20 protein-coding genes and 1 pseudogene are annotated in these 26,826 nt (G+C 63.2%); 13 read left to right on the plus strand and 8 right to left on the minus strand.

Annotation, left to right across the window (positions count from 1 at the left end; translation table 11 throughout):
* The first annotated feature begins 11 nt into the window (after positions 1–11).
* From CUJ91_RS27650 to CUJ91_RS27665, 4 genes and pseudogenes are all read left to right on the plus strand, one after another.
* A pseudogene (locus CUJ91_RS27650) lies at positions 12–2,668 on the plus strand (ligase-associated DNA damage response DEXH box helicase).
* Entirely contained in the window at positions 2,665–3,327 is a 663-nt protein-coding gene (pdeM, locus tag CUJ91_RS27655) for a ligase-associated DNA damage response endonuclease PdeM (RefSeq protein ID WP_053860040.1), read from the plus strand. Before CUJ91_RS27650 ends, pdeM begins: the two are co-directional and overlap by 4 nt.
* Before the next feature lie 340 nt (positions 3,328–3,667).
* A complete protein-coding gene (locus tag CUJ91_RS27660) occupies positions 3,668–5,056 on the plus strand; it encodes an FAD-binding oxidoreductase (protein WP_114157644.1) in 1,389 nt (462 codons plus the stop codon).
* A gap of 217 nt (positions 5,057–5,273) precedes the next feature.
* Positions 5,274–5,864 (plus strand): BPSL1445 family SYLF domain-containing lipoprotein, encoded by a 591-nt coding sequence (locus CUJ91_RS27665; RefSeq protein ID WP_006049483.1) that lies wholly within the window; start codon positions 5,274–5,276, stop codon positions 5,862–5,864.
* A 91-nt stretch (positions 5,865–5,955) separates the two neighbouring features.
* Here the strand turns inward: CUJ91_RS27665 and CUJ91_RS27670 are convergent, their stop codons facing one another.
* Positions 5,956–6,495 (minus strand): YbaK/EbsC family protein, encoded by a 540-nt coding sequence (locus CUJ91_RS27670; RefSeq protein ID WP_053860038.1) that lies wholly within the window; start codon positions 6,493–6,495, stop codon positions 5,956–5,958.
* Positions 6,496–6,718: 223 nt separating this feature from the next.
* Between CUJ91_RS27670 and CUJ91_RS27675 the strand changes: the two genes are divergently transcribed.
* The gene (locus tag CUJ91_RS27675; protein ID WP_114157645.1) at positions 6,719–8,017 is read left to right on the plus strand and encodes a YihY/virulence factor BrkB family protein; all 1,299 of its coding nucleotides are present in this window, start codon (positions 6,719–6,721) and stop codon (positions 8,015–8,017) included.
* A 397-nt stretch (positions 8,018–8,414) separates the two neighbouring features.
* A complete protein-coding gene (locus tag CUJ91_RS27680; RefSeq protein ID WP_006049486.1) occupies positions 8,415–9,614 on the plus strand; it encodes a porin in 1,200 nt (399 codons plus the stop codon).
* 112 nt (positions 9,615–9,726) lie between these two features.
* On the opposite strand, the gene CUJ91_RS27685 is transcribed toward CUJ91_RS27680, so the two are convergent.
* From CUJ91_RS27685 to CUJ91_RS27715, 7 genes are all read right to left on the minus strand, one after another.
* Complete coding sequence (locus CUJ91_RS27685) at positions 9,727–10,596, minus strand: proteasome-type protease (protein WP_114157646.1); 870 nt, start codon at positions 10,594–10,596, stop codon at positions 9,727–9,729.
* A gap of 148 nt (positions 10,597–10,744) precedes the next feature.
* Positions 10,745–11,539: a transglutaminase family protein gene (locus tag CUJ91_RS27690; RefSeq protein ID WP_006049488.1), complete on the minus strand. Its 795-nt coding sequence runs from the start codon at positions 11,537–11,539 to the stop codon at positions 10,745–10,747.
* Positions 11,540–11,549: 10 nt separating this feature from the next.
* A complete protein-coding gene (locus CUJ91_RS27695) occupies positions 11,550–12,500 on the minus strand; it encodes an alpha-E domain-containing protein (RefSeq protein WP_006049489.1) in 951 nt (316 codons plus the stop codon).
* A 149-nt stretch (positions 12,501–12,649) separates the two neighbouring features.
* Complete coding sequence (locus CUJ91_RS27700) at positions 12,650–14,059, minus strand: circularly permuted type 2 ATP-grasp protein (RefSeq protein ID WP_114158085.1); 1,410 nt, start codon at positions 14,057–14,059, stop codon at positions 12,650–12,652.
* Between the two features lie 350 nt (positions 14,060–14,409).
* On the minus strand, positions 14,410–14,862 hold the full coding sequence (locus CUJ91_RS27705) for an HU family DNA-binding protein (RefSeq protein ID WP_006049491.1): 453 nt from the start codon (positions 14,860–14,862) through the stop codon (positions 14,410–14,412).
* Positions 14,863–15,245: 383 nt separating this feature from the next.
* Positions 15,246–16,718 carry a MocR-like pyridoxine biosynthesis transcription factor PdxR gene (pdxR, locus tag CUJ91_RS27710; protein WP_029966681.1) on the minus strand — a complete coding sequence of 491 codons (1,473 nt, stop codon included), beginning with the start codon at positions 16,716–16,718 and terminating at the stop codon, positions 15,246–15,248.
* 94 nt (positions 16,719–16,812) lie between these two features.
* Complete coding sequence (locus tag CUJ91_RS27715) at positions 16,813–18,354, minus strand: peptide MFS transporter (RefSeq protein WP_114157647.1); 1,542 nt, start codon at positions 18,352–18,354, stop codon at positions 16,813–16,815.
* 390 nt (positions 18,355–18,744) lie between these two features.
* On the opposite strand from CUJ91_RS27715, the gene CUJ91_RS27720 reads away from it, so the two are divergent.
* The 7 genes from CUJ91_RS27720 (at position 18,745) to CUJ91_RS27750 (ending at position 26,738) form a co-directional block, all read left to right on the plus strand.
* Complete coding sequence (locus CUJ91_RS27720; protein ID WP_006049494.1) at positions 18,745–19,317, plus strand: helix-turn-helix domain-containing protein; 573 nt, start codon at positions 18,745–18,747, stop codon at positions 19,315–19,317.
* A 172-nt stretch (positions 19,318–19,489) separates the two neighbouring features.
* On the plus strand, positions 19,490–21,118 hold the full coding sequence (locus CUJ91_RS27725; RefSeq protein WP_006049495.1) for a peptide ABC transporter substrate-binding protein: 1,629 nt from the start codon (positions 19,490–19,492) through the stop codon (positions 21,116–21,118).
* 15 nt (positions 21,119–21,133) lie between these two features.
* On the plus strand, positions 21,134–22,072 hold the full coding sequence (locus CUJ91_RS27730) for an ABC transporter permease subunit (protein WP_114157648.1): 939 nt from the start codon (positions 21,134–21,136) through the stop codon (positions 22,070–22,072).
* A 2-nt stretch (positions 22,073–22,074) separates the two neighbouring features.
* The gene (locus tag CUJ91_RS27735; protein ID WP_114157649.1) at positions 22,075–22,989 is read left to right on the plus strand and encodes an ABC transporter permease; all 915 of its coding nucleotides are present in this window, start codon (positions 22,075–22,077) and stop codon (positions 22,987–22,989) included.
* A 1-nt stretch (position 22,990) separates the two neighbouring features.
* Positions 22,991–24,004, plus strand: coding sequence for an ABC transporter ATP-binding protein (locus CUJ91_RS27740; protein WP_114157650.1), 1,014 nt, complete (start codon positions 22,991–22,993; stop codon positions 24,002–24,004).
* Entirely contained in the window at positions 24,001–25,020 is a 1,020-nt protein-coding gene (locus CUJ91_RS27745; protein WP_114157651.1) for an ABC transporter ATP-binding protein, read from the plus strand. Before CUJ91_RS27740 ends, CUJ91_RS27745 begins: the two co-directional genes overlap by 4 nt.
* 155 nt (positions 25,021–25,175) lie before the next feature.
* Positions 25,176–26,738 (plus strand): OprD family outer membrane porin, encoded by a 1,563-nt coding sequence (locus CUJ91_RS27750; RefSeq protein ID WP_114157652.1) that lies wholly within the window; start codon positions 25,176–25,178, stop codon positions 26,736–26,738.
* The last annotated feature ends 88 nt before the right edge of the window (positions 26,739–26,826 follow it).

The following is a 26,826-nucleotide window of genomic DNA, read 5'->3' on the forward strand; positions in this document are numbered from 1 at the left end:
TTCAACTTTCAATGAACGAGCCGGTCGATCCCGACAAGCAGGACAGTGCGCCGCCTTCGGCCGTGCCGGAGCGACCCCGCGCGCCACGGCCGCGACGCATTCCGCGCAGCCGCGAGCAACAGGCGCGGCTCGACGCTCGCGAGCCGGCATTCGAGCCGCTGCCGTTTTCCATCGACGAAGAGGCGGCGCGGCGCCCTTTCGCCGGGAAGCTGCATGCGTGGTTCGAAGCGCGGCGTTGGCAGCCGTTCGATTTTCAGCGCGAGGTGTGGCGCGAGATGGAGCGAGGCGCGAGCGGCCTGCTGCATGCAACCACGGGCGCGGGCAAGACGTGGGCCATCTGGTTCGGCGCGCTTGGCGCGTTCGCGCGAGCCGTACCTTCCCTTTCAGCGGCGACGCGTCGGCGCGCCACAAGCATGCAGCCCGAGCCGCTCACCGTCCTCTGGATCACGCCGATGCGCGCCCTTGCCGCCGATACGGCACGCGCATTGCAAAGCTCGGCGATCGAACTGGCCGTGCCGTGGACAGTAGGCTTGCGAACCGGCGATACGTCCACCGCCGAACGCGCGCGGCAAAACCGGCGCATGCCGTCAGCGCTGATCACGACGCCCGAGAGTCTGTCGCTGATCCTGACGAGACCCGATGCGCGCGAAGTACTCTCGCACGTAAAGCTCGTGGTCGTCGACGAATGGCATGAACTGCTCGGCAACAAGCGCGGCACGCAGACACAACTGGCGCTGGCGCGGCTCGCGCATTGGCGGCCCGATTTGCAGATATGGGGCTTGTCGGCGACGCTCGGCAACCTTCCCTTCGCCGCCGATGTATTGCTCTCCCCGGTCAGAACCCCGCGTGTCAGCGTGCACGGCAAGCTGCCAAAGGCATTGATCGTGGACACGGTTATTCCCGAGACCATCGAGCGATTTCCGTGGGGCGGTCATATGGGAATGCGCCAGGTCGAGGCCGTGGCCGATGCAATCGGCGAGGCGCAGACATCGCTCGTATTTACCAACACGCGCTCGCAATGCGAAGTCTGGTATCAGGCACTGCTCGAAGCGCGTCCGCAATGGGCCGGCGCAATTGCGTTGCATCATGGTTCGCTCGATCAGGAAGTGCGCGAATGGGTCGAGCGCGGCTTGAAGAACGGCTTGCTAAAGGTCGTTGTATGCACATCGAGCCTGGATCTCGGCGTCGACTTTCTGCCTGTGGAGCGCGTGTTTCAGATCGGCTCGCCGAAAGGCGTCGCGCGTTTGATGCAGCGCGCCGGCCGCTCGGGTCACGCGCCGGGACGGCCGTCGCGCGTGACCATCGTGCCCACGCACGCGCTGGAACTCGTCGAAGCGGCCGCCGCGCGCGAGGCAGTCGCGAAGCGGCAAATAGAAAGCCGCGAAACGCCGGACAAACCGTTTGATGTTCTCGTTCAGCATCTGGTGACAGTGGCAATTGGCGGCGGCTTCGACGCGCGCGATCTCTACGACGAAGTTCGCACGACGTACGCGTACCGGCATCTGACGCAAAGTGAATTCGATTGGGCATTAGGTTTCGTCGAAGGCGGCGGCACCGCGTTGCGCGCGTATCCGGACTACCACCGCGTGGTGCGCGAAACGACGGCCTGTACCGCGTGCCGCGCGAAGATCTCGTGCGGCGGCATCGCAACAACGTCGGCACCATCGTCGCGAACGGCACGCTGAATGTCGCGTATCTGGCGGGCGGCCGCATAGGCGCAATCGAAGAGTCGTTTATTTCGCGGCTGAAACCCGGCGATATTTTTACCTTCGGCGGACGTGCGCTCGAATTGATTCGCGTGCAGGACATGACTGCATGGGTCAAACGCGCGATCTCGGCACGCGGCGCGATGCCGCAATGGGCGGGCAGCCGCATGCCGCTCTCCTCGGAACTCGCCGAGGCGACGTTGACGATGCTCGCGCGCGCCGCCGGCGGCATCTATGACGAACCCGAGATGCGCGCCGTTCGGCCGCTGCTCGAATTGCAGCAGAAATGGTCGGCTCTGCCGCAGCCAGGTTTGCTGGTGGCCGAAGTACTCAAGTCGCGCGAAGGGCATCACTTCTTCTGTTATCCATTTGCGGGGCGCACCGCGCATATCGGTCTTGGCGCATTGCTCGCCTGGAGAATCGCGCGAGAGAAGCCCGGTACTTTTTCTATTTCAATGAACGACTACGGTTTCGAGCTGTTGTCCGCGCAACCATTCGACTGGGCCTCGGCATTGGAGAGTGGATTGCTCTCGGCGGAACAACTCGATCACGACATTCTGGCGAGCCTCAATTCGTCGGAGTTGTCTCGACGACGATTCCGCGAAATTGCGCGCGTGTCGGGGCTCGTGTTTCAGGGACATCCAGGGCAGCAGAAAAGCGCCCGGCAATTGCAGGCCTCCAGCGGCCTTTTCTATGAGATCTTCCGCAATCATGACAGCGGCAATCTGTTACTCGATCAGGCTGATACCGAAGTGCTATTGCAGGAACTCGACGCGAAACGCATTCGTAGCGCGCTAGAACGAATGAACGCGAGCCGCCTCGTTCTCATGCATCCGAAAAAACCGACTCCCTTTGCGTTTCCGCTTATCGTCGGACGCCTGCGCGAGAAAGTCAGTACAGAGAAGCTCGCGGATCGCGTACAGCGCATGCTTGCGGAACTCGAGAAGGCGGCCCGCGTATGAAGCCTGCGTCGTTGCCCGTTGAAATTGCCGGCCATCCGCTCGTGCTGTCGAGCTTGCGCGCGGCCTTCGATCCCGCGCTGCGCTGTCTTTTCGTCGCCGATGCGCATTTCGGCAAGGACGCCGTGTTTCGTGCGCGCGGCGTGCCGGTGCCCATCGGTTCCACTGCCGACAACCTGATGCGTCTGGACATACTGATCGCCGAATTCGAACCGTCCACGCTCGTCTTTCTCGGCGATCTGCTGCATGCACGCGAGGCGCACGCCGAAGAGATTCTCGATGCATTGCATGTCTGGCGCGCGCGGCATCCGAGATTGCGAATCGTGCTCGTAGAAGGCAATCACGATCGGCATGCGGGCGCGTTGCCTGGTACGCTCAATGTGGAACTTGTGCTGGAGCCGTGGCGCGTTGGACCGTGGGCGCTGTGTCATCACCCGCAGACCGTCGACGGCGCGTACGCGCTCGCCGGCCATCTGCATCCTGTCTATCGAATCGCGACGCGCAACGACTCGGTTCGCGTGCCGTGTTTTCGTTTCGGCGTACAAGGCGGCGTGCTGCCCGCATTCGGCAGCTTTACCGGCGGTGCGCGCGACGACGGCCGCGTGAGTGGAGAAAGGGTTTTCGTCGTGGCTCACGACAAGGTCATTGAAGTGCCGCGCTGAGCCTTTCACGCAACGCGCGACTCACGCGAGTTTCGTCATACCTGTCACGCCAGAACTCCGCTATTAGCAGAGCTAGCCAACACTTTCACACGCGATCTTTTCCGCAAGCACATGCACCATTCGCGGCGCCGGCATTCCGTTGTCGGCGATACACGCTCGCAAAGGCACGCTGCGCGTGCTTCGCAGCAAACAGCGAAGCGCACGCGGGTTTACGTGCGTTTGAGTAGCGCGAAGCTCGCCGTTTACTGGACGCTGAACCAGGCTGTCAACATTCTTTCGGTCTGCTTGGGTCAGCCGACAGCGCTTGAAAAAGCGCCCTTACAACACCAGGAGACAAGCCATGGCTCAAGTGTCGAGCAGCGCCATCGAAGAACTGAAAACCGCCATACGTGGGCAGCTAGTACTGCCCGACGATCCCGGTTTCAACGAAGCCCGCAGCATCTGGAATGCAATGATCGACTGCCGCCCGGCGATGATTCTGCGCTGCGCCGGCGTCGCCGACGTGCGTCGCGGCATCGCGTTCGCGCGCGCGAATGATCTGCCGCTCGCGCTTCGCGGCGGCGGTCATAACATTGCCGGCAGCGCGCTATGCGAAGACGGTCTCGTGATGGACTTCTCGCAGATGAAGTCCGTGCGAATCGATCCGATTGCAAGACGCGCGTATGTGGGACCGGGCGCAACGCTCGCGGACTTCGATCACGAAGCGCAAGCCTTCGGACTTGCAACACCACTCGGCATCAATTCGACCACGGGTGTCGCGGGCCTGACGCTCGGCGGCGGCTTCGGCTGGCTCAGCCGCAAATACGGCATGACGATCGACAACCTGATTTCCGCCGACGTGGTCACCGCCGAAGGCGAACTGCTTCGCGCCAGCGCCGAATCGAACGAAGATCTGTTCTGGGCGATTCGTGGCGGCGGCGGCAATTTCGGCGTGGTCACGTCGTTCGAATTCGCACTGCATTCCGTCGGACCGATGGTGTACGGCGGGCTCGTCGTGCTGCCGTTCGCCGAGGCGAAAGACGCGCTCGTCAAATATCGCGCGGCAGCCGCGCAGATGCCCGACGACCTGAGCGTGTGGGCGGTTCTACGGCTCGCGCCGCCGCTGCCGTTCCTGCCCGCCGAAGTGCACGGCAAGCCGGTGATCATCTTCCCGATGTGCTACACAGGGCCGATTGCAAACGGTCCTTCGGCGGTCGCGCAAGTGAAGACGTTCGGCACGCCCGTCGGCGAACATCTCGGCGAAATGCCGTATGCGATGTGGCAACAGGCATTCGATCCGCTGCTCGCGCCCGGATCGCGCAACTACTGGAAGTCGCACAACCTCGCCAATATCGACGATGGTCTGATCGACGCACTGCTTCAGTCGATCGAGAATCTGCCTTCTCCACAGTGCGAGATTTTCTTCGGGCAGATCGGCGCGCAAACGCAACGCGTGCCGGTGAATGCGACCGCCTACTCGAGCCGCGACACGCAATACGCGATGAACGTGCATGGCCGCTGGGAAGATCCCGCCGACGACGAACGTTGCATCGCGTGGGCTCGTGCCTTCTTCGAGCAGGCAGCGCCGTTCTCGCTCGGCAGCGTCTACGTGAACTTCATGACGCAGGAAGAAGCGGGCCGCGTCGCCGATGCATACGGCCCGAACTTCGAACGGCTCGTCGCGGTTAAGAGCCGCTACGATCCGCACAACCTCTTCCGTCATAACCAGAACATTCGTCCCGCCATGTAATGCGTGGCAGCGAATAAAGGAACCCGCGGAGGAATCCGCGCGAGTCTCAGCGCGGATTCCTCGCACCCGACGCATGAATGTCCCTCTGCGTGGGCGGCATGGATCAGGCACGGCAAATGCTGCTTTATCATTGATGCTGGCCCTCTTGGCCAACGTCACAGCATTACCTTTGATCCATAAACAAAAACCGCCTCGATAACGTAAAAGGACAACTATCATGCGCAGACGACAATTCATCACGACGGCCGGCGCGGCTTTCGCTACCGCGGGCCTCGGCCTTGCCGGTTGCACCACCACGTCAGGGTCGTCGGGCACGTCGGCGTCCGCGAACGCCAACAAGCGCGACACGATCAACGCGGGTATCGACTCCACGCTTTCGCGTCTCTACGCGAACGTCGGCGGTTCGCGCGAACTCGTGGCGAAAGCGCGCGGCGTGCTGGTGTTTCCGTCGGTGATCTCGGCGGGCTTCTGGGTCGGCGGCCAATACGGCGAAGGGGGGCTGCGCGTGGGCGGTCGCACGACCGGCTACTACAGCACGGTGGCGGGATCGTTTGGCTTGCAGATCGGCGCGCAGTCGAAGGCGCTTATCTTCCTGTTCATGACACAGGAAGCACTCGACAAATTCCTCAATAGCCAGGGCTGGGCAGCGGGCGCCGACGCAACCGTCGCGGTGCTCAAGGTCGGCGCGAACGGCGCGATCGATACGTCGACCGCCACAAGCCCGGTCGAAGCATTCGTGCTGACCAACGGCGGCTTGATGGCGGGCGTATCGCTGGAAGGTACGAAGGTGTCGCGCCTCATCATCTGATCGTCGACAAGCCACGCGGCCACTGTGCGGACCGCGTGGCGCTTCTGCATTACTCAGTGAGTCACTCAGTCACTCACTTAACCGGCGATAGTTACTCCGCCGCGAGCGTCATCTGCGCCACTTCGCAGCGCGGCCATTGACGCAACACGTCCGGCGCGAGCAGCAGTTTGGCCGCGCGAATGCCCGCGCCCATGACGATCTGCGCGCGCTCCATGACGGCGGCATCGACGAGAATGCGCCAGTCCTGCGGCAAGCCGAAAACCGTAATGCCGCCGAACTCCATGCCGCTCAGTTCGACCGCAAGCTCACGCTTCGCGAACGACAGCCGCTGCGCGCCGAGCGCCGCCTTCACCGCTCCGTTGATGTCGAGCCGCAGCGAGCCGAGCGAAACGAGCGCCGCATAGTGCTCGCCGCCGTCCTTCTTGTAGCGCACGACGATCGTATTCGCGCAGTCCTCGAGACCGAAGCCATAGCGCGCGCTGAAGGCGGCGGTGTCCGACGCGTCGTCGGTGACGGAGAAAACCGTGACGCCCTGTTGCGGCAACTGCGCGAGCACTTGCGGCGGCAAACGCGTGGCGAGTTCATCGGCGGGGATCACGTCCAACTGCTTTACGGCTTCGTGCGAATGCATGGCGATGGAGAGAAGTAGAGAGGAAGGCCATCGCATTCTAGCGGCATGCGCGCGGTACGGCATGCAATGCGGCGCGCGGCGGGGTGTGCAATGCGGCGTGCGGCCAGTGCGCTTGCTATAGTCACAGGCACAACGCTTGCGAACGACGGCCATACGGAGGCTGCGTCCGGCCGGCCCGAGCGGCTCGCGCGTGCGCACCGCCCGAACCAGTGAGACTTCGACCATGGACATCGACACGCTTTCCGCCGGCAACCTCCAGCACATGGCTCGCACGCAGGCGAACTGGGCGATCGGAGCACTCAAGCAGTTTTCCGAAGACCGCTGCACTGCGCTGGCAGCGAGCATCGCGTTCTACGCCGCGTTTTCTTTGGCGCCGACGCTCGTCATGGTGATCGCCGTGGCCGGCTGGTTCTTCGGCGCCGAGGCCGCGCGCGGCGAACTCTTCGACCACATCCACGGACTGCTCGGCGACCAGGCCGCGGCAGGCGTGCAGACCATCGTCGAAAACGCGCATCACAGCGGCAGCGCGGGCGGCGTGGCCGCGATCATCTCGTTCACGATGCTGGCCATCGGCGCGTCGGCCACTTTCTCTTCGCTGAACAGCGCGCTCAACGTCGTATGGCCGTACACCGGTCCGCGCACGTCGAGCGTGCTTGCGCTGGTGCGCGTGCGGCTGATCTCGTTCGGGCTCGTGCTGGGCGTCGCGTTTCTGCTGATCGTCTCGCTCGTGCTCGATACGGTGATCACGTATGTCGGCAAGTGGCTGTGGGGCGACTCGCCTTATGTGGTGATCGGCAATCTGCTGCAACTCGGTGTTGGCTTGCTCGTGCTGGCGTTCGCGTTCGCCGGCTTGCTGAAGTTTCTGCCCGACGCGAGCGTGCGTTGGCGCGATGCGCTGGTCGGCGGCGTGGTCGCGGCGGTGCTGTTTTCGGCGGGCAAGAAGCTGTTCGCGCTGTACCTCGCGCACGCCGGCATGGCGAGCTCGTTCGGCGCGGCCGGATCGCTCGCGGTGCTGCTGATGTGGCTGTACTTTTCCGCGGCGGTGCTGCTGCTCGGCGCGGAATTTTCGGCGGCGCGCGGCCAGCTGAACGATCCGCGCGGCGGTTGGGGCATGCAGTCCGACGCGCCGCCGGGCAGCCGCGCGAAGCTGGCGTCGGTGCTGGCGGCGTCGACGGTTCCGGGCGGCGCGGCGTTGCACGCCGGTTCGTCCGATTCGAGCGACGCGCGGGCTTCGAGGATTGGCGCTGTGTCCGCCGAAGCTGAACCGCCGCGGTTCGAGACACACGCAAAAGCATCGGTAGGCGCGAAGGCGCTCGGCGTCGGACGCTCGGTGCTTTCCGCCGAAGCGGGCGCGACGCATCTGGCGGCCGTTACGCTGCTTGGCGCGAGCCGCAAAGCCGTTGCGGCGAATCGCTACGTGCGCGAGCATCCGTGGAAGTCGGTCGCGCTGGCCGCGGCCGCCGGCCTCGCGGCGGCCCGCATGGCGCGGCACACGCGCGCGGACGACGACGGTCCCAAATAGCCCGGCGGTTACACAATCAGCGCCGCACCTTGTTGGTGCGTGTGGATCACAATCGCACCCGTCTGTCTACTCCCCTTTTCGGCCAAAATGCATGGCGCCGCTTGGGCGCGCTCCCGCCGCCGTCGCTTCGCTAGACGACTTCATTACATATCTATTACAAATAAATGCGGGGAGTAGGCACACTCAAACGTTCATCGTCAACGAAACAACAATAATGCGAATGCAACGAATCAATATTGCCGAAAAGGCAACAATCCCGGATGAGCTTTAAATACAAGGGTTTGCGCGGGTTGTCGGTTTTTGGCGACACTCTTTTTTTTCCAGTTCTTGCCGATTGACGCAGTGAGCTATTCTCCTTTCCGCAACAAGTAAACTAATCATCTGCGTGGAGAAATGGATGAAACGAATCGCACTGTCTACCCTCTCGCTGGCGCTCCTGGGCGCAACGGGCGTCGCTCACGCTCAGAGCAGCGTGACCCTGTATGGCTTGATCGATGAATCGGTCCAGTACGTTCACAACGCCAACCCGGCTAACAATAATCTGTGGCAGCTCGCAGCGGGTAACCTGCAGGGCAGCCGCTGGGGCCTGAAGGGCTCGGAAGACCTGGGCGGTGGCTTGAAGGCGATTTTCCAGTTGGAAAGCGGCTTCAACCCGAACAACGGCAAGATGGGTTCGTACGGCACGGGCACCAAGCTGTTCGGTCGCCAGGCATACGTCGGCTTGACGCAAGATGCATACGGTACGCTCACGCTGGGTCGCCAGTACGATCCGCTGGTCGACCTGGTTCAGCCGCTGACGGGTGACAACTTCTTCGGCAGCACGTTCACGACGCCGGGCGACGTTGACAACAACGACAACAGCTCGCGTACGAACAACGCAATCAAGTACGTTTCGCCGGTGTGGGGCGGCTTCCAGTTCGAAGGCATGTACGCACTGGGCGGCGTTGCGGGCGCCACCGGCGCAGGCCAATCCTGGGCAGGTGCAGCAACGTGGTCGGGCGGTCCGTTCAGCGTTGCAGCTGGCTACTTCCGCATGCAGAACGCGAACACGCTGACCAGCCGCGGCGTCGCTCCGGGCAACCAGGGTGGCACGTGGAACGCAGGCGTGACGTCTGACGGTACGTTCGACGGCTCGAACATCAACGGCGCGTACGCATCGGCCAAGCAGATCGACATCACGTCGGCGGCTGCACAGTACGTGACCGGTCCGTTCACGTTCAACGTTCGCTATAGCTTCGCGCAATACAAGCCGGACGCGTTCTCGGGCTTCACAGAGCAAGAGAAGTATCACGTTGCAGGCGCGTACGCTGGCTACCAGCTCACGCCGGCAATGCTGCTTGGTCTGGGCTACACCTACACGCACGGCGCAGGCGACACGTCGGCGAACTACCACCAGGTTTCGCTGGGCGGCGACTACTTCCTGTCGAAGCGCACCGACCTGTACCTCGTTGGCGCATACCAGCACGCAAGCGGTCATCAGCGCGATGCAGCGACCGGTGGCATTGTCAACGCCGGTGCATCGGTTGGCTCGTATGGCTACCAGGCCGGTTCGAGCAGCCAGGAAATCATCAGCCTGGGCATTCGCCACAAGTTCTAAATGGGCTTGACGGACTGCTGAAGCTTACGCAGTTCGAAACCAGCCACGGGCGCAAGCCGGTGGCTGGTTTTTTTTCGTCCGTAGGTTTTGTTGTGGCGGGCAGCGGTTGAGCCTACCGCTGCGCCTTGCCCTTTTCCGCCTGCGCCAGAGTCTGCGCCGGCTTGGCGTCGAATTCATGCTCGATGCCGTCCGCGCCCACCGGCGCGCGATGCAGCACCAGCGCCCGCTCGCGCTGCAACGTCGGCACCTGCTGCGACTCCTGCCAGTCAGGATCGGGAATCTCGCCGAACACCTGACGCAGCCGCTCGCCCCACGTGCGGTGAATCATCTGGAAGTAAGCGTTGTCGTGATCGATCGACACGAAGCGCGTGACGCGCAGCGTGTCCTTCTCGTAGACGAGCAGATCGAGCGGCAGCCCGACCGACAGGTTCGAGCGCACCGTCGAATCCATTGAAATAAGCGCGCATTTCGCGGCTTCGTCGAGCGGCGTGGACGGCGTCAGCACGCGGTCGATGATCGGCTTGCCGTACTTCGCCTCGCCGATCTGAAAGTACGGATTCACCGACGACGCCTCGATGAAGTTGCCCGCCGCGTAAATCATGAAAAGACGCGGCCGGTTGCCCGCAATCTGCCCGCCGAGGATAAAGCTGCAATTGAAGTCGACGCCGAATTCCTGCAGCGCCTCCGCCTCGCGCTGATGCACGGTGCGCACCGCCTGGCCGATCACGCGCGCGGCGTCTCCCAGGGTAGGCACGTTCCACAGCGTGGGCTGCGACGCATCGGCCGGTTCCGACAGTTCGTGCAGCACCGCTTGCGTGAGCGACAGATTGCCCGCGCCCAGCAGGACCAGCATGCGCTCGCCCGGCTGCTCGAACACCGCCATCTTGCGCGCGGTGCTGATGTGATCGACGCCCGCATTGGTCCGTGTATCGGAAAGGAACACGAGACCTTCCTCGACGGTCATCGCTACGCAGTAAGTCATAGTGAAACGTACCCGCAAAAAAAGACTGAACGACGCTATTGTAATGCGGCGCCGATGCGCCCTTTCTCGTATTACGGCGTCTGCGGTTATGTTCTTGATAGCGATGCCGCGTTGGCGTGGGCGAAGCGCCGCAGCGGCCCCTCGCCGGCTACTGCGGCGTGCTTGCGCTGACCGTCACCGACACGTTCAGTTGCTCCTCCCTACCGCCGATGCGCCGTCCGCGCACCGGCGCCGCGGCTTCGTAATCGCGCGCCACGGCGAGGCGGCAATAGATCTCGCTGGCAAAAGCCGCATGCGTGACGTCGACGGAAACCCAGCCGTCGAGCCACACGTCCACCCACGCGTGGCTCGCCGCGTGCGGCACGTCGCCCGGTTCGATATAGCCGCTCACGTAGCGCGCCGGGACGCCGCGCGCCCGGCAGCATGCGAGCATCAGATGCGCGTGGTCCTGACACACGCCGTTGCCGAGTTCGAGCGCCTGCGCCGCCGTGCTGGTCACTTCCGTCACGCCGGGGTGGTAGCCGACTCGCTCCACGATCCGCTCGGACAGCGCAATCAGGCTCGACGTGCTCGTGAGGTCAGGAACCGATCCGGCCAGTTCGCGGACCGCCGCATCGGCCTCCGTCAAACGCGTCGCGCAGGTGAAATGCTCGAGCGGAATCGGGCCGGCATCGTCGCGAAGACGGCCGTCGATGAGCGGAATCGTGTCGACTTCGCCGGATACGTGAAGGCGGATCTCGTTATGCGGCTTGTTGATGACGAGCGTGTGCAGCGCGTTGCCATAGGCGTCGACGGCCGCGTCGAGCTTGCCCGGCGCGTCGATGTTCCAGCGCCGCACGACCTGCGACGCGCCGCTTGCCGGCGTCAGCCGAAGTTGCTGGATCGAGTAATGGACAGTCGCTTCATAACGATAGGACGTCTCGTGGCGGATCGTCAGGTACATAAGCACTCCGTCAGGCGACTGGCAGCATCAGATAAGTACGCGCGACGAGATTGCCCAGCTCGAACACGCGAGCCAGGAACTGCGTCAGATACGCGTGCAGGCCGGCTTCGAAAATTTGCCGGATGTCGGAGTAAAGGAGTTCGGCGCGCAGCTTGCCGGCAAACCGTTCGCACTGGTTCGAGCCCGGCGTGCGCAGCATCGCCAGATTCGCGCAGACGCCTTCGAGCGAAGCCAGCAGCGAGCGCGGCATCTGCTGATTGAGGATCATCAATTCGACGACGCGCGCCGGCGTCACGACGTCGCGATAAACCTTGCGATAGATCTCGAGCGCCGACACCGAACTCAGGATCGACGTCCAGTAATAGAAGTCCTCCAACTGACGCGCGGCGTCGCGTGAATTCGGCTCGACGTCGGCAAAGCGCACGTCGAGAATGCGCGCGGTGTTGTCGGCGCGCTCCAGAAAAGTGCCGAGCTGCGTGAAGAAAAATGCGTCGTCCTGCAACGCGGTGCCGATCGTTACGCCCCGCGAAAGGTGCGAGCGAAACTTCACCCATTCGAACAACGCGCCGGGGTTGCCGGACGCCTGACCAGACGAAATGCGCTCGTTGAATTCGAGCCACGTATCGTTGATGGTCTCCCACCATTCGGTCGTCAACGTGCCGCGCACCGCACGCGCGTTTTCGCGCGCCGCATGCAGACACGAGTGGATGCTCGACGGATTGGTCGCGTCCGCCACCATGAAGTCGAGCACGTGTTCGCGCGTCGGCTCGTCATGACGCTCGGCGAAAGCGGCCTCGAGTTCGGAGATGCGCAGCACCGAACGTTGCGCGCGCGCCTCCTGTTCGGGCGTCTGCGGCAACAAAAGCGCCTTGAGGTTGATGTCGAGCATGCGGGCGGTGTTCTCCGCGCGCTCCATGTAGCGGGCCATCCAGAAGAGGTGATCGGCGGTGCGGCTTAGCATGACGGCGTTCCGTGTCTGATGACGCGAGATGTTGAGTTAAAGGCTCGCGCTGGTTATCCCGCTGGTTTCCTATGCGCCCGCGGCATCTGACAAATGCCCCGGCGCGCTGAGTTGCACGCGCGGCTATCGGGAGCCGTGCGGCAACCGCTTCAGTCGACCATCCACGTATCTTTGGTCCCGCCTCCCTGCGACGAATTGACGACGAGCGACCCCTCCTGCAACGCGACGCGCGTCAGTCCGCCTGCGACCATCGTGACGGTCTTGCCCGACAGCACGAACGGACGCAGATCGATATGGCGCGGCGCGATGCCGGCTTCGACAAAGGTCGGGCATGCGGACAGCGCGAGCGTCGGTTGAGCGATATAGCCCGCCGGCCGCGCGATCAGACGCTCGCGGAACGCTTCAATCTCGGCCTTCGTCGATGCGGGTCCGACGAGCATGCCGTAGCCGCCCGCGCCATGCACTTCCTTGACGACGAGTTCCGCCAGATGCGCGAGCGTGTACGCGAGATCGTCCGGCTTGCGGCACTGGAACGTGGGCACGTTATTGAGGATCGGTTTCTCGCCCAGGTAGAAGTCGATCATGTCGGGCACGTACGGATAGATCGATTTGTCGTCGGCGATGCCGGTGCCCATCGCGTTCGCGAGCGCGACGCGTCCCGCGCGATACGCGGTCAGCAAGCCAGGCACGCCCAACGCCGAATCGTTGCGGAACGCGAGCGGGTCGAGAAAGTCGTCGTCCACGCGGCGATAGATCACGTCGACACGCTTCGGTCCCTGCGTCGTGCGCATGAACACGTAGTTGTCGTCGACGAACAGGTCTTTGCCTTCCACGAGTTCGACGCCCATCTGCTGCGCGAGGAACGTGTGCTCGAAATACGCGGAGTTGTACATGCCAGGCGTGAGCACGACGACGACTGGATCGTCGACGCCTTCCGGCGACACCGAGCGCAACGTGTCGAGCAATAGATCGGGATAATGCGCGACCGGCGCGATGCGGTTGCGCACGAACAGCTCGGGGAAAAGCCGCATCATCATCTTGCGGTTTTCGAGCATGTACGAGACGCCCGACGGCACCCGCAGGTTGTCTTCGAGCACGTAGAACTCGCCGTCGTCGCCCGCACGCACCACGTCGACGCCGGCAATGTGCGCGTAAACACCGAGCGGCACATTGACGCCCTGCATTTCGGGCCGGTATTGCGCGTTGGTATACACCTGCTCGGCGGGCACGATGCCGGCGCGCACGATCTTGCGATCGTGATAGACGTCGTGGATGAAGAGGTTCAGCGCCTGCACGCGCTGACGCAAACCGGCTTCCAGCGTCAGCCACTCGTGGCGCGGAATGATGCGTGGAATCAGATCGAAGGGAATCAGCCGCTCAGTGCCGGAGAGATCGCCATTCACGGCGAACGTGATGCCGACCCGGCGGAACAGCAGGTCCGCTTCCGCACGCTTGCGCGCGATTGCTTCGTTGCCCTGCTTCTCTAGCCACCGCTCAAAGCGCGCGTAATGTGGCCGCACGGCATCGTCATGATGACGCATCTCGTCATAGCATCGCATGTCACGCCCCGCTCTTGTTGTCGGATAGAAGGCGAATGCGCTGCGCATTCGGTGTTCGACTTCATTCAAGCAAGCGCTATGCCATTGGGCTTTTAGCGCGGAATCCGACAGACATGCACATGAAGCGCGCATCGCAAAGCCTGGCGCCTCGCTGCCATCGTACTGCTGCGGCCCACGATGCGCTAGTAGAGTGCATGGATCGATCGGCGATGCACCACGCCGTTGTTCGCCATGAAAAAATCCCCGTGGATTTGCATCCACGGGGATTCAGACTACTTGCAGTGCGAGGCTCGAAATACGCTACGTCAACTGTAGCCGTGAGCGACGCATCAAGTGGCGCAGAAGCGCGATTAGCCTGCTGCAGCGTCCTTCAGCTTCTTCAGCGGGCGTGCCTTGATGCGCACGCTAGCCGGCTTGGCCGGGAACCAGCGCTCTTCGCCCGAGAACGGGTCTTTGCCGAAGCGCTTCTTCTTGGCCGGCACAGCTTGCACGACGATCTTCAGAAGACCCGACAGCGTGAATTCGCCCGCGCCCTTCTTGTGGACAGCGCCGAGGATCGTGTCTTCGAGCGCGGCCAGGACGGCCTTGGCAGCCTTCGGTTCGACGCCAGCGCGTTCAGCAACGTGAGTAGCCAGCGAGGCCTTCGTGAAGGTGTCCTTGATCGGCGACGGTGCGCTGGACGCCTTCACGGCGACCTTCTTAGCTGCGGAAGCTTTCTTCGCAGGGACTTTCTTTGCAGCAACCTTCTTGGTCGGTACCGGGGCAGCAGCCTTCTTGGCCACCTTTTTTGCGGAAGTCGGCATGTTTCTCCTACCTGTTGTGGTCAGTGAATTGCACGAAGCGCACACGGTATGCGCACGCTTCAACGCCGGATTCTACAAGCGCTCAAGCGATTTGCGCGACTCTTTTATGTATAACAGCGCAGGTTTGTTGCGCGGCGCAGACTGCGCAACACATTTTGAGCCTTGTTTCAGGGGCTAAACTGCTTCGGCGGAGCTGGCGGCGTCGATTCGTAAAGTGCGTTACAAGCCGTTTCAACCCATGTATAGCGGCATATTCTGCGTGACCGGCTTGTGCGGGACACACGATTGCCGCAACCTTTTTAACGCTTCGGGTAACTCCGCATTGGCCGCGCGATGTTGGCCGTTGCAACGCCATGACGTCGCGCCGCGGTCCAGGCGCGCTATCAGGCGATGCCTGGCAGGATGTCCGCGAGCTTCGTCAACGCTGCGTCGATATGCTGCCCGGCGATGCTGCCGTAGCCGAAAATCAGACCGGGCCGCGGTTTTGCGCGCTGGTAAAACGGCGCGAGTCCATACAGACCAATCGACGCCTCGCTCGCCGCCGCCACCAGAACCTGCTCGGTCAACGGCGCCTTCAGGTGCGCGGCCAGGTGAATGCCGGCCGTCGGCACGATCGGCTCGAACCACGGCGCGAGATCGCCTTGCAGATGCGCGAGCAACGTCGCGCGCCGCGCCGCGTAGGTCTTGTGCATGCGCCGCAGGTGCTTGGCGAAATCGCCGTTGAGCATGAACGATGCAAGCGCCGTTTGTGTGAGCGTGCAGCCGTGCCAGTCCGCGATTTGCCGCGCCTTGAAAAGCGGCTTGTATAGCGACGCGGGCGGCACCACATAGCCGACCCGCAACTCCGGGAAGATGGTTTTCGAAAAGGTGCCCACGTAGGCGACGAGTCCCGCACGGTCGAGGCTTTTCAACGGCTCCATCGGCCGGCCTTCGAAACGGTACTCGCAGTCATAGTCGTCTTCGATGATCACGGCGCCGCGTTTTTGCGCCCATTCCAGCAGTTCGACGCGACGCTCGAGACTCATCGGCATGCCGAGCGGAAACTGATGCGACGGCGTCACATAGACGAGCCGCGCATTGTCCGGCAGCTTGCCGACGATCAAACCTTCGCGATCCACCGGCACGTGCGCCACCTGTGCGCCGGTCGCGGCGAAGCACGCATGCGCAGGCGGATAGCCAGGGTCTTCGATGGCCGCGACTTCGCCCGGACCGAGCGTGACGCGTGCGAGCAGATCGAGCGCGTGCTGCGCGCCTTGCGTGACGATCACCTCTTCCCAGTTGCTCGACACCGCCCGATTGAATGCGAGGTAGCGTGAAATCGCGAGCCGCAGTTCCTGTTCGCCGGCAGCGTCGCGGTATGTTCCGGGGCCGCGCGATTGCGCGCGCAGCGCGTGATTCACGCAGCGGCGCCAGACGTCGAACGGAAAGAGCGTCTTGTCGATCGCGCCGCCGACGAAATCGTAGGGCGACGCAACCGAAGGCCGCGGCAACGGCAAGCTGTCGGGCATCTGGTCCCACAGCGGTTGGGCGCGCACGGCGTCCTTCGTCGCCTGCTCGCGATCGCGCGACGAGTCGGCCGCGCGCGCATGCGGCGAGCGCTCGGTCGGCAAGCGCTCGAGCCCGTCGGCGACGAAGGTGCCCGAACCGGCCCGCGCGGTGAGATAACCCTCGGAGAGAAGCCGCTCGAAGACGTCGAGCGTCGTCTTGCGCGACACGCCCAGTTGCGTCGCGAGATCGCGCGTGGACGGCAGGCGCGTGCCGCCGGCGAGACGCCCCTCGAGTATGCCGGCGCGAAGTTGCCGATAGATCTGTCCGGAGAGATCGTGATGGCCTTCGACGGCGATGTGAATTTCCATTCTGGCTGCTACCTGCTGGCTACCTGTTATGTCATCGCCATGATACTTCCGCGAGACGTATGGCAAGCGCCAGTTGAACGCGCCGGCGGGCTTGTTACTGCGCCACCGCGCCGCTTCGTGCAGCGTGCTCTTTGGCGTCGTCACGCGAAGCGTCGCTGCATCGTTGATGCTCGCGCGAGAGCTTGCGCATCAGCGGCAACAGCAGCACGGCGACCAGCGCACCCGCGGCCGCGAGCCATCCCAGGCCGGTAAACAGCTTCGTATAGAGCGGCAACGATTCGAGCGGATGCATGTCGCCGGCCGGCATCTGCGCAAAATTCGCGACCACGCTGCCCAGATACTGCGACACGCCAGTCGCCACGAAGTACGCGCCCATCATGAAGCCGCTCATGCGCGCGGGCACGTAGCGCGCGATCATCGCAAGGCCGAGGCCGCTCACCAGCAGTTCGCCGAGCGAGTACAAGCCATAGCCGCCGACCATGAACCACGACGACACGCGCCCTTCCACCGCATAGCGGCCGCTTGCCGCGTAGACGAAGAAGCCGGCCGCCACCACCGCAAAGCCGACCGCGTATTTCGCCGCGACGGGAACGTCCTTGCCGCGCTTCGCGAGCCGCGTATACAGCAGCGCAAGCAGCGGACTCAGCAGCATGATCCAGATCGGATTGAGCGCCTGGAACTGCGCCGCGCTCCAGGTGAACAGCGTCGCGCCGAACAGCGAGAAGCGCGGATCGACATTGCGCAGCGCGAACAGCGTGAGCGACGTCGACATCTGCACATAGAACACGAAAAACAGGATCACCTGCGCCGTGAGGATCAATGCGGCCACCAGACCCGCGCGTTCGGAGCGCTCGCACTTGAGCAGCATGTAGCCGAAAATCGCCAGAATCGCGGGGCCCGCCGCGTACACGCAAGCCACCGCAATGGCCTTGTGCTGCAGCACGAACATCGCGATCGCGCCGAGCGCAATGCCGCCGAGCGCAATCGCGCCGACGCGCTTCCAGCGCACGGGCTCGGCATCGGGCGCGGAGCCGATATGCGCCAGCGTGCGGAACATCACGAAGTAATTCGCCACCGACAAAAGCATCCCCGCACAGCAGACGGCGAACGCGGCGTGCCAGCCCCAATGGTCCTTGATCCACGGCGTGGCGAGCATCGACACCGTCGAGCCGATATTGACCGCCATGTAGTAGATCGTGAACGCGCTGTCGATGCGCGCGTCGTCGCCTTCATAGATGCGCCGCACGAGATTGGCCGCGTTCGCCTTGAAAAGCCCGTTGCCCACGACGATCACGCCCAGCGATGCATACATGAACGCGAGCTGATCGTTCGGCAGCGCGAGCATCAGATAGCCGGCCGCGAGCACGATGGCGCCGAAGATCATCGTGCGTCGCGTGCCGAGAATCTTGTCGCCGATCCAGCCGCCGATCGACGGCGATGCGTACACGAGCGCCGTGAACGCGCCCCACGTGAGCGTGGCGTGGCTGTCCGCGAAATGCAGCTTGTCGATCATGAACAGCACGAGCAACGCGGCCATGCCGTAATAGCCGAAGCGTTCCCACATTTCGATCAGAAAGACCGTGGAAAACGAGCGCGTCTGCGAGACCTGCGCTTCAGGGCGTTGTGGTGAATCCATCGAGTACCTCTTGTTTCAAATAGTGGGGCTGTCGGCAAACTGCCGCGCGCCGTGAATCATCGGATTGCAAAAACGGCTGGACGGCCATGCGTTGTTCGGCTGCATGCGCAAGCTTGCGTTTCGTGTCGTGCGCCGGCCGCGCTCATATCCACAATGCATGGATGCGGACACTGCCTAAAGTCGCCGCACGTCTGTCTGAATCGAAGCGCGGCTTTTCGCGTCGCCCGTCGGATCGGCGGACCGGCTGTTAGCTTCTGGCAACATAGCGTGTTGTCTCGAAAAAGGCGTTGCGTTTGAAGCCGGGATCTCAGGCCCGCAGTCCCGGCAAGGCGCCATCAAACCATATTTGCTTATATCAAACAAATTTTGACGGGCTAATTTCCTCCTGCTATGGTCACGACAATTCATAAGAGCAATTCGGCACTCGAAGTAGGCAGCAAGATTCGCGCGTTGCGGCAACGGCTGAAGCGCACGCTGGACGACACGGCAACTGCGGCGGGTATCTCCAAGCCGTTTTTGTCGCAGGTGGAGCGGGGCCTAGCGTCGCCCTCCATCACGTCGCTGGCGGGCATCGCTCACGCGCTCGGGGTGACGGTGCAGTATTTCGTCGATACGCCCAGCGAAGAGCGTTCGGTCAGCCGCGGCGATCAGCTGAAGTTTTTTGGCTTCGCGGACTCGGCGAATCTGTTCGCCCGTTTGACGAACGTGACGGGCGGCCGCCAGCTCGAGGCGATCCTCGTGAAGATGCCGGTCGGACAAAAGCGTTCGGAAGTCACGACGCATGCCGGCGAAGAGTTTATGTATGTGATCGACGGCGAAGTGTCGTTGACGCTGGAAGGCAAGACCTTCGTGTTGCGCGCAGGAGACAGCGCGCATTACGAATCGACTGTGCCGCATAGCTGGGCGAATACCGCACGCGTGGAGTCGGTGGTCGTCTGGGTCGGCACACCGAGACTGTTTTAAAGAAGCAGGCTAGTTTTCCGGTTCATCCGGCAGGACAGCCTGCATTACTAAATGTAAGGATTCCTGCATGTCTGACAAACAACAAGGGCCGCCCAGGCCCGAACAAAGCAGATAGCAAGGCGCTTTAGCGCCGGCGCGTTCTTCTCCCGACCTTTCCTGCGATTCCGAACCGATGAAAACCCCGTTTGCTTACGCGACGGCGCTGAGTGCGCTCGTCCTTACCTTGACGTCTTCGCTTTCTTCTTCGGCGTTTGCCGTCACCGTGCCGGCCGGCGTCACGCTCGCCGCCAGCCAGGAAATGACCCGCCAGGTGCCGGGCGAAACCGAGTCGCTCGATCCGGCGCACATCGAATCGTGGACCGGCAACACCATCGGGCTCGACATGTTCGAAGGCCTCACGCGCATCGACGCGGCCGGCGCGATCGTGCCCGGCGTCGCGCAATCGTGGACGCGCACGGGGCCCGACACGTGGGTCTTCAAGCTGCGCCACGACGCGCGCTGGAGCAACGGCCAGCCCGTCACCGCAAACGATTTCGTCTATGCGTGGCAGCGCGTGCTCGATCCGAAGACCGGCTCGAAATACACGGTGCTGGTCGAGTTCGTGAAGAACGGCAAGGCGATTCTCGCGGGCAAGGCGCCGCTCTCGAGCCTCGGCGTTCGAGCAGCCGACCCGTACACGCTCGAAGTCACCACCGAGGTGCCCGCCGCTTTCTTCCCGCAACTGGCCGCGATGACGACAATGGCGCCGGTCAACCGCGACGTCGTGACGAAGTTCGGCGGCGACTGGACGCGGCCGGGCAATTTCGTCGGCAATGGTCCGTACATGCTGGCCGACTGGCAGCCGGGTAACCGGCTCGTCGGCGCAAAGAGCAAGACGTACTGGAACGCAAGCAAGGTCGTGATCACCAAAGTGACCTATCTGCCGATCGAAAACGACGAAACGGCAATGCGCATGTATCAGGCCGGCCAGTTCGACTACACGTATTCGATTCCGTCGGGCATCTATGCGCAGGTGAGCAAGCAGTTCGGCGGCGAGCTGAAGACCGGCCTGCAGATCGCGACGTACTACTACAGCCTGAACAACGAAGATCCGCTGTTCAAGGACAAGCGCGTGCGTCAGGCCCTGTCGATGGTCCTCGACCGCGATCTGCTCACGCAGCGCCTGACCGCCGACGGCGAGCTGCCCATGTACGGCCTCATCTCGAAGGGCACGCAAGGCGCGGATATTTTCAAGCCCGAATGGGCAAGCTGGCCGATGGCAAAGCGCGTCGACTATGCGCGCAATCTGCTGAAAAGCGCGGGCTATTCCGATGCGAAGCCGCTCACCTTCACGCTCACGTACAACACGAACGATCTGCACAAGAAGGTCGCGCTCTTCGCGACATCCGAATGGCGCAGCAAGCTCGGCGTTACCGCGAAGCTTGAAAACGTCGAATACAAGGTGCTGCTTAAACAGCGCCACGACGGCAAGGTGCAGGCTTCGCGCGATGGCTGGTTCGTCGACTACAACGACGCGATGTCGTATTTCGATCTGATCCGCTGCCACAGCGTGCAGAACGATCAGCGCTACTGCAATCCGCAAGTGGACAAGACCGTCGACGAAGCCAACCAGCAGCTCGACGACGCAAAGCGCACGGCCCTGCTCACCAAGGCGCACGACATGGCGATGAACGACTATCCGATGGTGCCGCTCTTTCAGTACTCGGCGGTGCGGCTCGTGAAGCCGTATGTAGGCGGCTACACGTCGACCAACTACGTCGATCAGCGCGCCACGCAGGACATGTATCTGATCAAGCATTAAACGCGGAGCATCGACATGCTGGCCTATACGCTGCGCCGCACGCTGTGGGCGATCCCGACGATTCTCGCCGTGATCACCGCGTGCTATCTGCTGCTGCATCTCACGCCGGGCGGGCCGTTCGACACCGACAAGCAACTGTCGGCGGCCGTGCTCGCGAACCTGAACGCGAAGTATCGGCTCGACGAACCGCTGTGGCTGCAGTATCTGCACTACCTCGGTTCGCTGCTGCACGGCGATCTCGGGCCGTCGTTCCGCTATGCCGACTGGTCGGTCAACGACCTCGTGTGGAAAGCGTTGCCCGTTAGCCTCGGCGTGGGCGGTGTGTCGGTGCCGATCGCATTGGTCATCGGCGTGACGCTCGGCACGCTCGCCGCCGTGCGGCGCGACCGTTTCGTCGATCACATGGTGATGGTGCTCGGCAATATCGGCAACGTGGTGCCCCCGTTCGTGCTCGGGCCCGTGCTCGTGTGGATCTTCGCGGTCCTGCTGAAGACGTCCGACGGCCACGGCTGGCTGCCTGCGGGCGGCTGGGGCGAAGGCGAATGGCGTTACCGCGTGCTGCCGATCGTGCTGCTCACGTTCATCAACGTCGCCGCCATTGCACGTGTGATGCGCGGCAGCATGATCGAAGTGCTGACCGGCGACTTCATTCGCACAGCACGCGCGAAGGGCTTGCCCGGCCGCACGATCGTTCTGCGCCACGCGCTGAAGCCCGCGCTCATGCCTGTCGTGTCGCTGCTCGGCTCGGTGTGCATTTCGTCGATCACCGCAGCCGTCGTCACCGAATCGGTGTTCGCGCTGCCGGGCCTCGGGCAACTGGTCATCAACGGCGCGATCAATCGCGACTACACGCTCGTGCTCGGCCTCGTGGTGCTGACCACGGCCGTCGCAGTGCTCTTCAATCTGCTGGTCGACCTCGCGTATGCGTGGCTCGATCCGCGTATCCGGTATTGATCATGGCCCGCTCTCTTCAACCGGCTGCCGCGGCGCTCGATCCGCTCGCGGCCATTGCAAACGCTCCGCGTTCGCGCGGCCCGCTCGCCACCGCCGCCGCGCGCTTCGTGCGCAATCGCGCCGCATTCGCCGGCTCGGTCGTGCTGCTGCTGATCGTGATTGCGTGTGTCGCGGGCCCGTGGCTGCTGCCCAACGGTCCCATCGACAGCGACTGGTCCGCGATCAGCCTGCCGCCCACGCTGCAAAACATGCACTGGTTCGGCACCGACGAACTCGGCCGCGATCTGCTCGCGCGCACACTGCAAGGCGGGCGCGTGTCGCTCGAAGTCGGCCTCCTCGGCACGCTCGTGTCGGGACTGATCGGCGTCGCGTACGGCGCGACCGCGGGCTATCTCGGCGGACGCGTCGACGCGGTCATGATGCGCATCGTCGACATGATGTACGCGATCCCCTACATGCTGATCGCCATTCTGATGATGACGATGTTCGGCCGCGCGTTCTATCTCGTCGTGCTCACCATCAGCGCGTTTTCGTGGCTCGACATGGCGCGCGTCGTCCGCGGGCAGACGCTGTCGCTGCGCTCGCGCGAATTCATCGACGCCGCGAAAGCGATCGGCGTGAGTTCGCGCTCGATCATCGCGCGCCATATCGTGCCGAATTTGTTTGGCGTCGTGGTCGTGTACGCGAGCGTCACCGTGCCGAACATCGTGCTCACCGAGTCGGTGCTGTCGTTCCTCGGCCTCGGCGTGCAGGAACCCATGACAAGCTGGGGCGTGCTGATTCAGGACGGCGCGCAGAAGCTCGAATCGATGCCGTGGCTGCTGCTCTGCCCGGCCGTGATGCTGTGCGTGGCGCTCTACTGCGTGAATTTCGTCGGCGACGGTCTGCGCGACGCATTCGATCCGAAGGACCGCTGACATGCCGCTACTCGAAGTCAAAGATCTCAGCGTGCGCTTTACGCGCCGCGAAGGCGCGCCGGTCGACGCCGTGCAGCGCGTGTCGTTTTCACTCGAAGCGGGCCGCACGCTCGGCATTGTCGGCGAATCGGGATCGGGCAAAAGCCAGACGGTGATGGCCATGCTCGGGCTGCTCGCGGGCAACGGCAAGGTGTCCGGCGAAGCGCGCTATCGCGGCGACAATCTGCTCGCGATGAAGGAAAGCGAGCTCAACAGGATTCGCGGCAACCGCATCGGCATGATCTTTCAGGACCCGATGACGTCGCTCAATCCGTTCCTCACCATCGAGCGGCAGATGACCGAGACGCTGCAACTGCATCGCAAGATGACGCGCCGTGAAGCGCGCCGCCGCGCGGTCGAAGCGCTCGAATCGGTGCGAATTCCCGATGCGCCGCGACGCATCGGCATGTATCCGCACGAGTTTTCCGGCGGCATGCGGCAACGCGTGATGATCGCGATGGCGCTGCTGTCCGAGCCCGAAATTCTGATCGCCGACGAACCCACCACCGCGCTCGACGTGACCGTGCAGGCGCAGATCATCGAACTGTTGCGCGAACTGAATCGCGAGCGCGGCACCGCGATCATCCTGATCACGCACGACATGGGCGTCGTGGCCGGCCTGTGCGACGACGTGATGGTGATGTACGCCGGCCAGACCGTCGAACAGGCGAGCGCCGCAGCGCTCTTCGCGGCGCCGACGCATCCGTACACGCGCGGCCTTCTCAACGCATTGCCGCGTTTGACGAGCGATGACATGAGCGACCGCGGCGACGATCGCCCGTTGCAAACCATTCCCGGCAATCCGCCGCTGCCTGGCGAAATCGTCGCGGGCTGCGCATTCGCGCCGCGCTGCACGTATTGCAAGGACGTGTGCCGCGAGTCGCGTCCGTCACTCGTTACAGCGGACGGTTATCCAGAAGCACGTCGCGCCTGTCATCGTCCCGTGAGCGAAATTCTGGAGGCACAACACGTATGAACGCGACTTCCATTGCAAGCGGCGAAGCCACGACGCTGCTCTCGGTCGAGCAACTGAAAGTGCAATTCGGCGTGCCGCGCGGCGCGTATCCGTGGTCGGGCAAGACCATGCTGCGCGCCGTGGACGGTGTGTCGTTCAACGTGCGGCGCGGCGAAACCGTGGGCCTCGTCGGCGAATCGGGTTGCGGCAAGTCGACGCTCGCGCGCGCGATCATCGGACTCGCGCCGGTGGCAAGCGGCAGCGTGCGCTGGCTCGGCAACGAAACGGTGCTGCCCGCCGCGCGACGCGACACCACGCTGTTGCGCCGCGACGTGCAGATGATTTTCCAGGACCCGCTCGCGTCGCTCGATCCGCGCATGACGATCGAACAGATCGTCGCCGAACCGCTCATCGCGCATGGCAGGAACCTCGCGCGCGCCGACGTGCAGCGCCGTGTTCTGACGATGCTCGAACGCGTCGGTCTCAACGCGCAGCATTTGCGCCGCTATCCGCACGAGTTTTCCGGCGGCCAGTGTCAGCGCGTCGGCATTGCACGCGCGCTGATCTCCGAGCCGCAACTCGTGATCTGCGACGAACCCGTTTCCGCGCTCGACGTGTCGATCCAGGCGCAGATCGTCAACCTGCTGCGCGATCTGCAACGCGAGTTGTCGCTGTCACTGCTGTTCGTCGCGCACGATCTCGCGGTCGTGAAAGCCATTAGCCACCGCGTGCTCGTGATGTACCTCGGACGCGTGATGGAGTTCGGCGACAAGCGCGACGTTTATCGCACGCCGCTTCATCCGTACACGCGCGCTTTGCTCTCCGCCGTGCCGGTGCCTGACCCGACGGTGGAGCGCGCGCGTCGCCATCTGCTGTTGCGCGGCGAGATTGCTTCGCCGTTGAATCCGCCGTCGGGCTGCGCATTTCGAACACGGTGCCCGGACGCGATCGACGCCTGCGCGGCGCAAATTCCCCAGCCCGTCACGCACGGCGCGAGCGCGACACGGGTGGCCTGCATTCGTGTCGGCGACGGCTAAAGCCAGCGGCCTTTAAGACAACGACCTCATTCACCGGCGCGGCGCTTACGTCACGCCGTGGGATTCGCTCGTCATGTCATCAGCATGACGAGCGATCAGCATGGACTGGCTAAGCGCCAGCCAGAGTTTCAATAACAACTGTCGAGACATTCCCAATGAAACATAACCCAACAAAAAACCGGTCAAAAAAGTCCGGACTCACTGCCGCGATCTGCTGTGCCTTCACCCTTCCCGCGCTCGCCATCGCGGCCAACGCGTACGCCGACGACAGCGTGACGCAGCCCGCGTCCGACGCAAGCAACGTTGCGCCTGTCGCGCAAACGTTGTCGTCGCCCGCGCAAGTGACGCAGGCTCAGCCCGCGAACAAGCGCCGCGCGGATCAGGGCGGCCAGCTTCGCAACGACCAGCCGGATACGACGAACGCCATCGTCAACGCCGAGGCTTCGCAAACCGTTCTTCCGCCGACACCGCCGTCGAGCCAGGCGGCAAGCAAGGGCTTCATCGCCGATAGTCATCTGAATCTGCAGTTCCGCAACTACGCGGACTACTTCCAGGCGCCGCCTAACACCTATCGTCATGCGTGGGTGCAAGGCGCGCAGGTCAACTATGAATCGGGCTTCACGCAAGGGCTCGTCGGCTTCGGCGTGGATGCGTCGCTGTTCGGCGCGCTCAAGCTCGACGGCGGCAACGGCGCGGGCAACATGGTGCATGTGGGCAAGAGCGGCGGCGGCTCGCAGCAGCTCGCGTGGGCCTATCCAGGCATGTACGACATCAAGGGACGCATCTCCGAAACGGTCGTCAAATATGGCTTGCAGGACGTAACGAATCCGTTTCTCGAACCGCACGACAACCGCGCGCTGCCGCCGACTTTTCTCGGCGTCTCGCTCGTCAGCAACGATCTTGCTCACACGACGCTCGAGGCCGGCAGCTTCACCAAGGTCGATGCACGCGGCCACACGAATCTGAGCAATCTGACCACTTCGTATGGCGGCACGCGCATCGACCGTGTCACGTATCTCGGCGGCACCTGGCACTATGCGAAGAATGGCGAGATGGCGCTCTACGTCGATCAGGCCGACGATGTCTGGCGTCAATACTATGGTTCGGTCGCGCAGTCGTTCGGCGACCCGACCACGATCAAGTGGAGCGGGCTCGCCAACATCTACTCGACGCACGACACCGGCGCGTCGCGTCAGGGGCACATCAACAGCAATGCGTATAGCCTTTCCGTGTCCGCGCAGCATGGGCCGCATGCGCTGTTGCTCGGCTATCAGCAGGTGCTCGGCGACCAGTTCTTCGACTATGTGAACGAGACCAACGGCATCTACCTGACCAATTCGATGGATGTCGACTACAACGCACCGCACGAGCAATCGCTGCAATTGCGCTATACGTTCGACGGAAAATACGCGGGCGTGTCCGGACTCAAGGCGATGTTGTGGGGTGCATATGGCTGGGGCGCGGACGCATCGGCGGGAGCTGCGGAGAACGCGTCGCCGAGCGCCGCGCTGCATGATCTGTACTGGAAGAACGGACAGCCGGTGCACGGCCATCATCACGAGTTCGGCTTCATTCCGAGCTATACGCTGCAGAGCGGCCGCTTCAAGGACACCAAGGTCACGTTCATCGCGATGTGGCACAACGGCAGCGATTACTACTCGGACGGTAACAACATGGAGTACCGCCTCGTGGTGAATGTGCCGGTGAAAGTGTTCTGAGCGCCGCGCGTTTGCGCTGCGATAGAAGGCGTCACGTTGCGCATGTCGGCACGTGACGCCGACCATGCGGGCGCGGCGCGTCGTACTT

The sequence above is a fragment of the Paraburkholderia graminis genome (genome assembly GCF_003330785.1).
GTDB lineage: Bacteria > Pseudomonadota > Gammaproteobacteria > Burkholderiales > Burkholderiaceae > Paraburkholderia > Paraburkholderia graminis.

Bases quoted from the DNA above. Each gene is read 5' to 3' on its own strand.
- CUJ91_RS27725 (WP_006049495.1), top strand. From the start codon at position 19,490: ATGAAAACCCCGTTTGCTTACGCGACGGCGCTGAGTGCGCTCGTCCTT.
- CUJ91_RS27715 (WP_114157647.1), bottom strand. From the start codon at position 18,354: ATGGATTCACCACAACGCCCTGAAGCGCAGGTCTCGCAGACGCGCTCG.
- pdxR (WP_029966681.1), bottom strand. From the start codon at position 16,718: ATGGAAATTCACATCGCCGTCGAAGGCCATCACGATCTCTCCGGACAG.
- CUJ91_RS27705 (WP_006049491.1), bottom strand. From the start codon at position 14,862: ATGCCGACTTCCGCAAAAAAGGTGGCCAAGAAGGCTGCTGCCCCGGTA.
- CUJ91_RS27700 (WP_114158085.1), bottom strand. From the start codon at position 14,059: ATGCGATGCTATGACGAGATGCGTCATCATGACGATGCCGTGCGGCCA.
- CUJ91_RS27660 (WP_114157644.1), top strand. From the start codon at position 3,668: ATGGCTCAAGTGTCGAGCAGCGCCATCGAAGAACTGAAAACCGCCATA.
- CUJ91_RS27730 (WP_114157648.1), top strand. From the start codon at position 21,134: ATGCTGGCCTATACGCTGCGCCGCACGCTGTGGGCGATCCCGACGATT.
- CUJ91_RS27680 (WP_006049486.1), top strand. From the start codon at position 8,415: ATGAAACGAATCGCACTGTCTACCCTCTCGCTGGCGCTCCTGGGCGCA.
- pdeM (WP_053860040.1), top strand. From the start codon at position 2,665: ATGAAGCCTGCGTCGTTGCCCGTTGAAATTGCCGGCCATCCGCTCGTG.
- CUJ91_RS27740 (WP_114157650.1), top strand. From the start codon at position 22,991: ATGCCGCTACTCGAAGTCAAAGATCTCAGCGTGCGCTTTACGCGCCGC.
- CUJ91_RS27735 (WP_114157649.1), top strand. From the start codon at position 22,075: ATGGCCCGCTCTCTTCAACCGGCTGCCGCGGCGCTCGATCCGCTCGCG.
- CUJ91_RS27675 (WP_114157645.1), top strand. From the start codon at position 6,719: ATGGACATCGACACGCTTTCCGCCGGCAACCTCCAGCACATGGCTCGC.
- CUJ91_RS27665 (WP_006049483.1), top strand. From the start codon at position 5,274: ATGCGCAGACGACAATTCATCACGACGGCCGGCGCGGCTTTCGCTACC.
- CUJ91_RS27750 (WP_114157652.1), top strand. From the start codon at position 25,176: ATGAAACATAACCCAACAAAAAACCGGTCAAAAAAGTCCGGACTCACT.
- CUJ91_RS27695 (WP_006049489.1), bottom strand. From the start codon at position 12,500: ATGCTAAGCCGCACCGCCGATCACCTCTTCTGGATGGCCCGCTACATG.
- CUJ91_RS27690 (WP_006049488.1), bottom strand. From the start codon at position 11,539: ATGTACCTGACGATCCGCCACGAGACGTCCTATCGTTATGAAGCGACT.
- CUJ91_RS27685 (WP_114157646.1), bottom strand. From the start codon at position 10,596: ATGACTTACTGCGTAGCGATGACCGTCGAGGAAGGTCTCGTGTTCCTT.
- CUJ91_RS27720 (WP_006049494.1), top strand. From the start codon at position 18,745: ATGGTCACGACAATTCATAAGAGCAATTCGGCACTCGAAGTAGGCAGC.
- CUJ91_RS27745 (WP_114157651.1), top strand. From the start codon at position 24,001: ATGAACGCGACTTCCATTGCAAGCGGCGAAGCCACGACGCTGCTCTCG.
- CUJ91_RS27670 (WP_053860038.1), bottom strand. From the start codon at position 6,495: ATGCATTCGCACGAAGCCGTAAAGCAGTTGGACGTGATCCCCGCCGAT.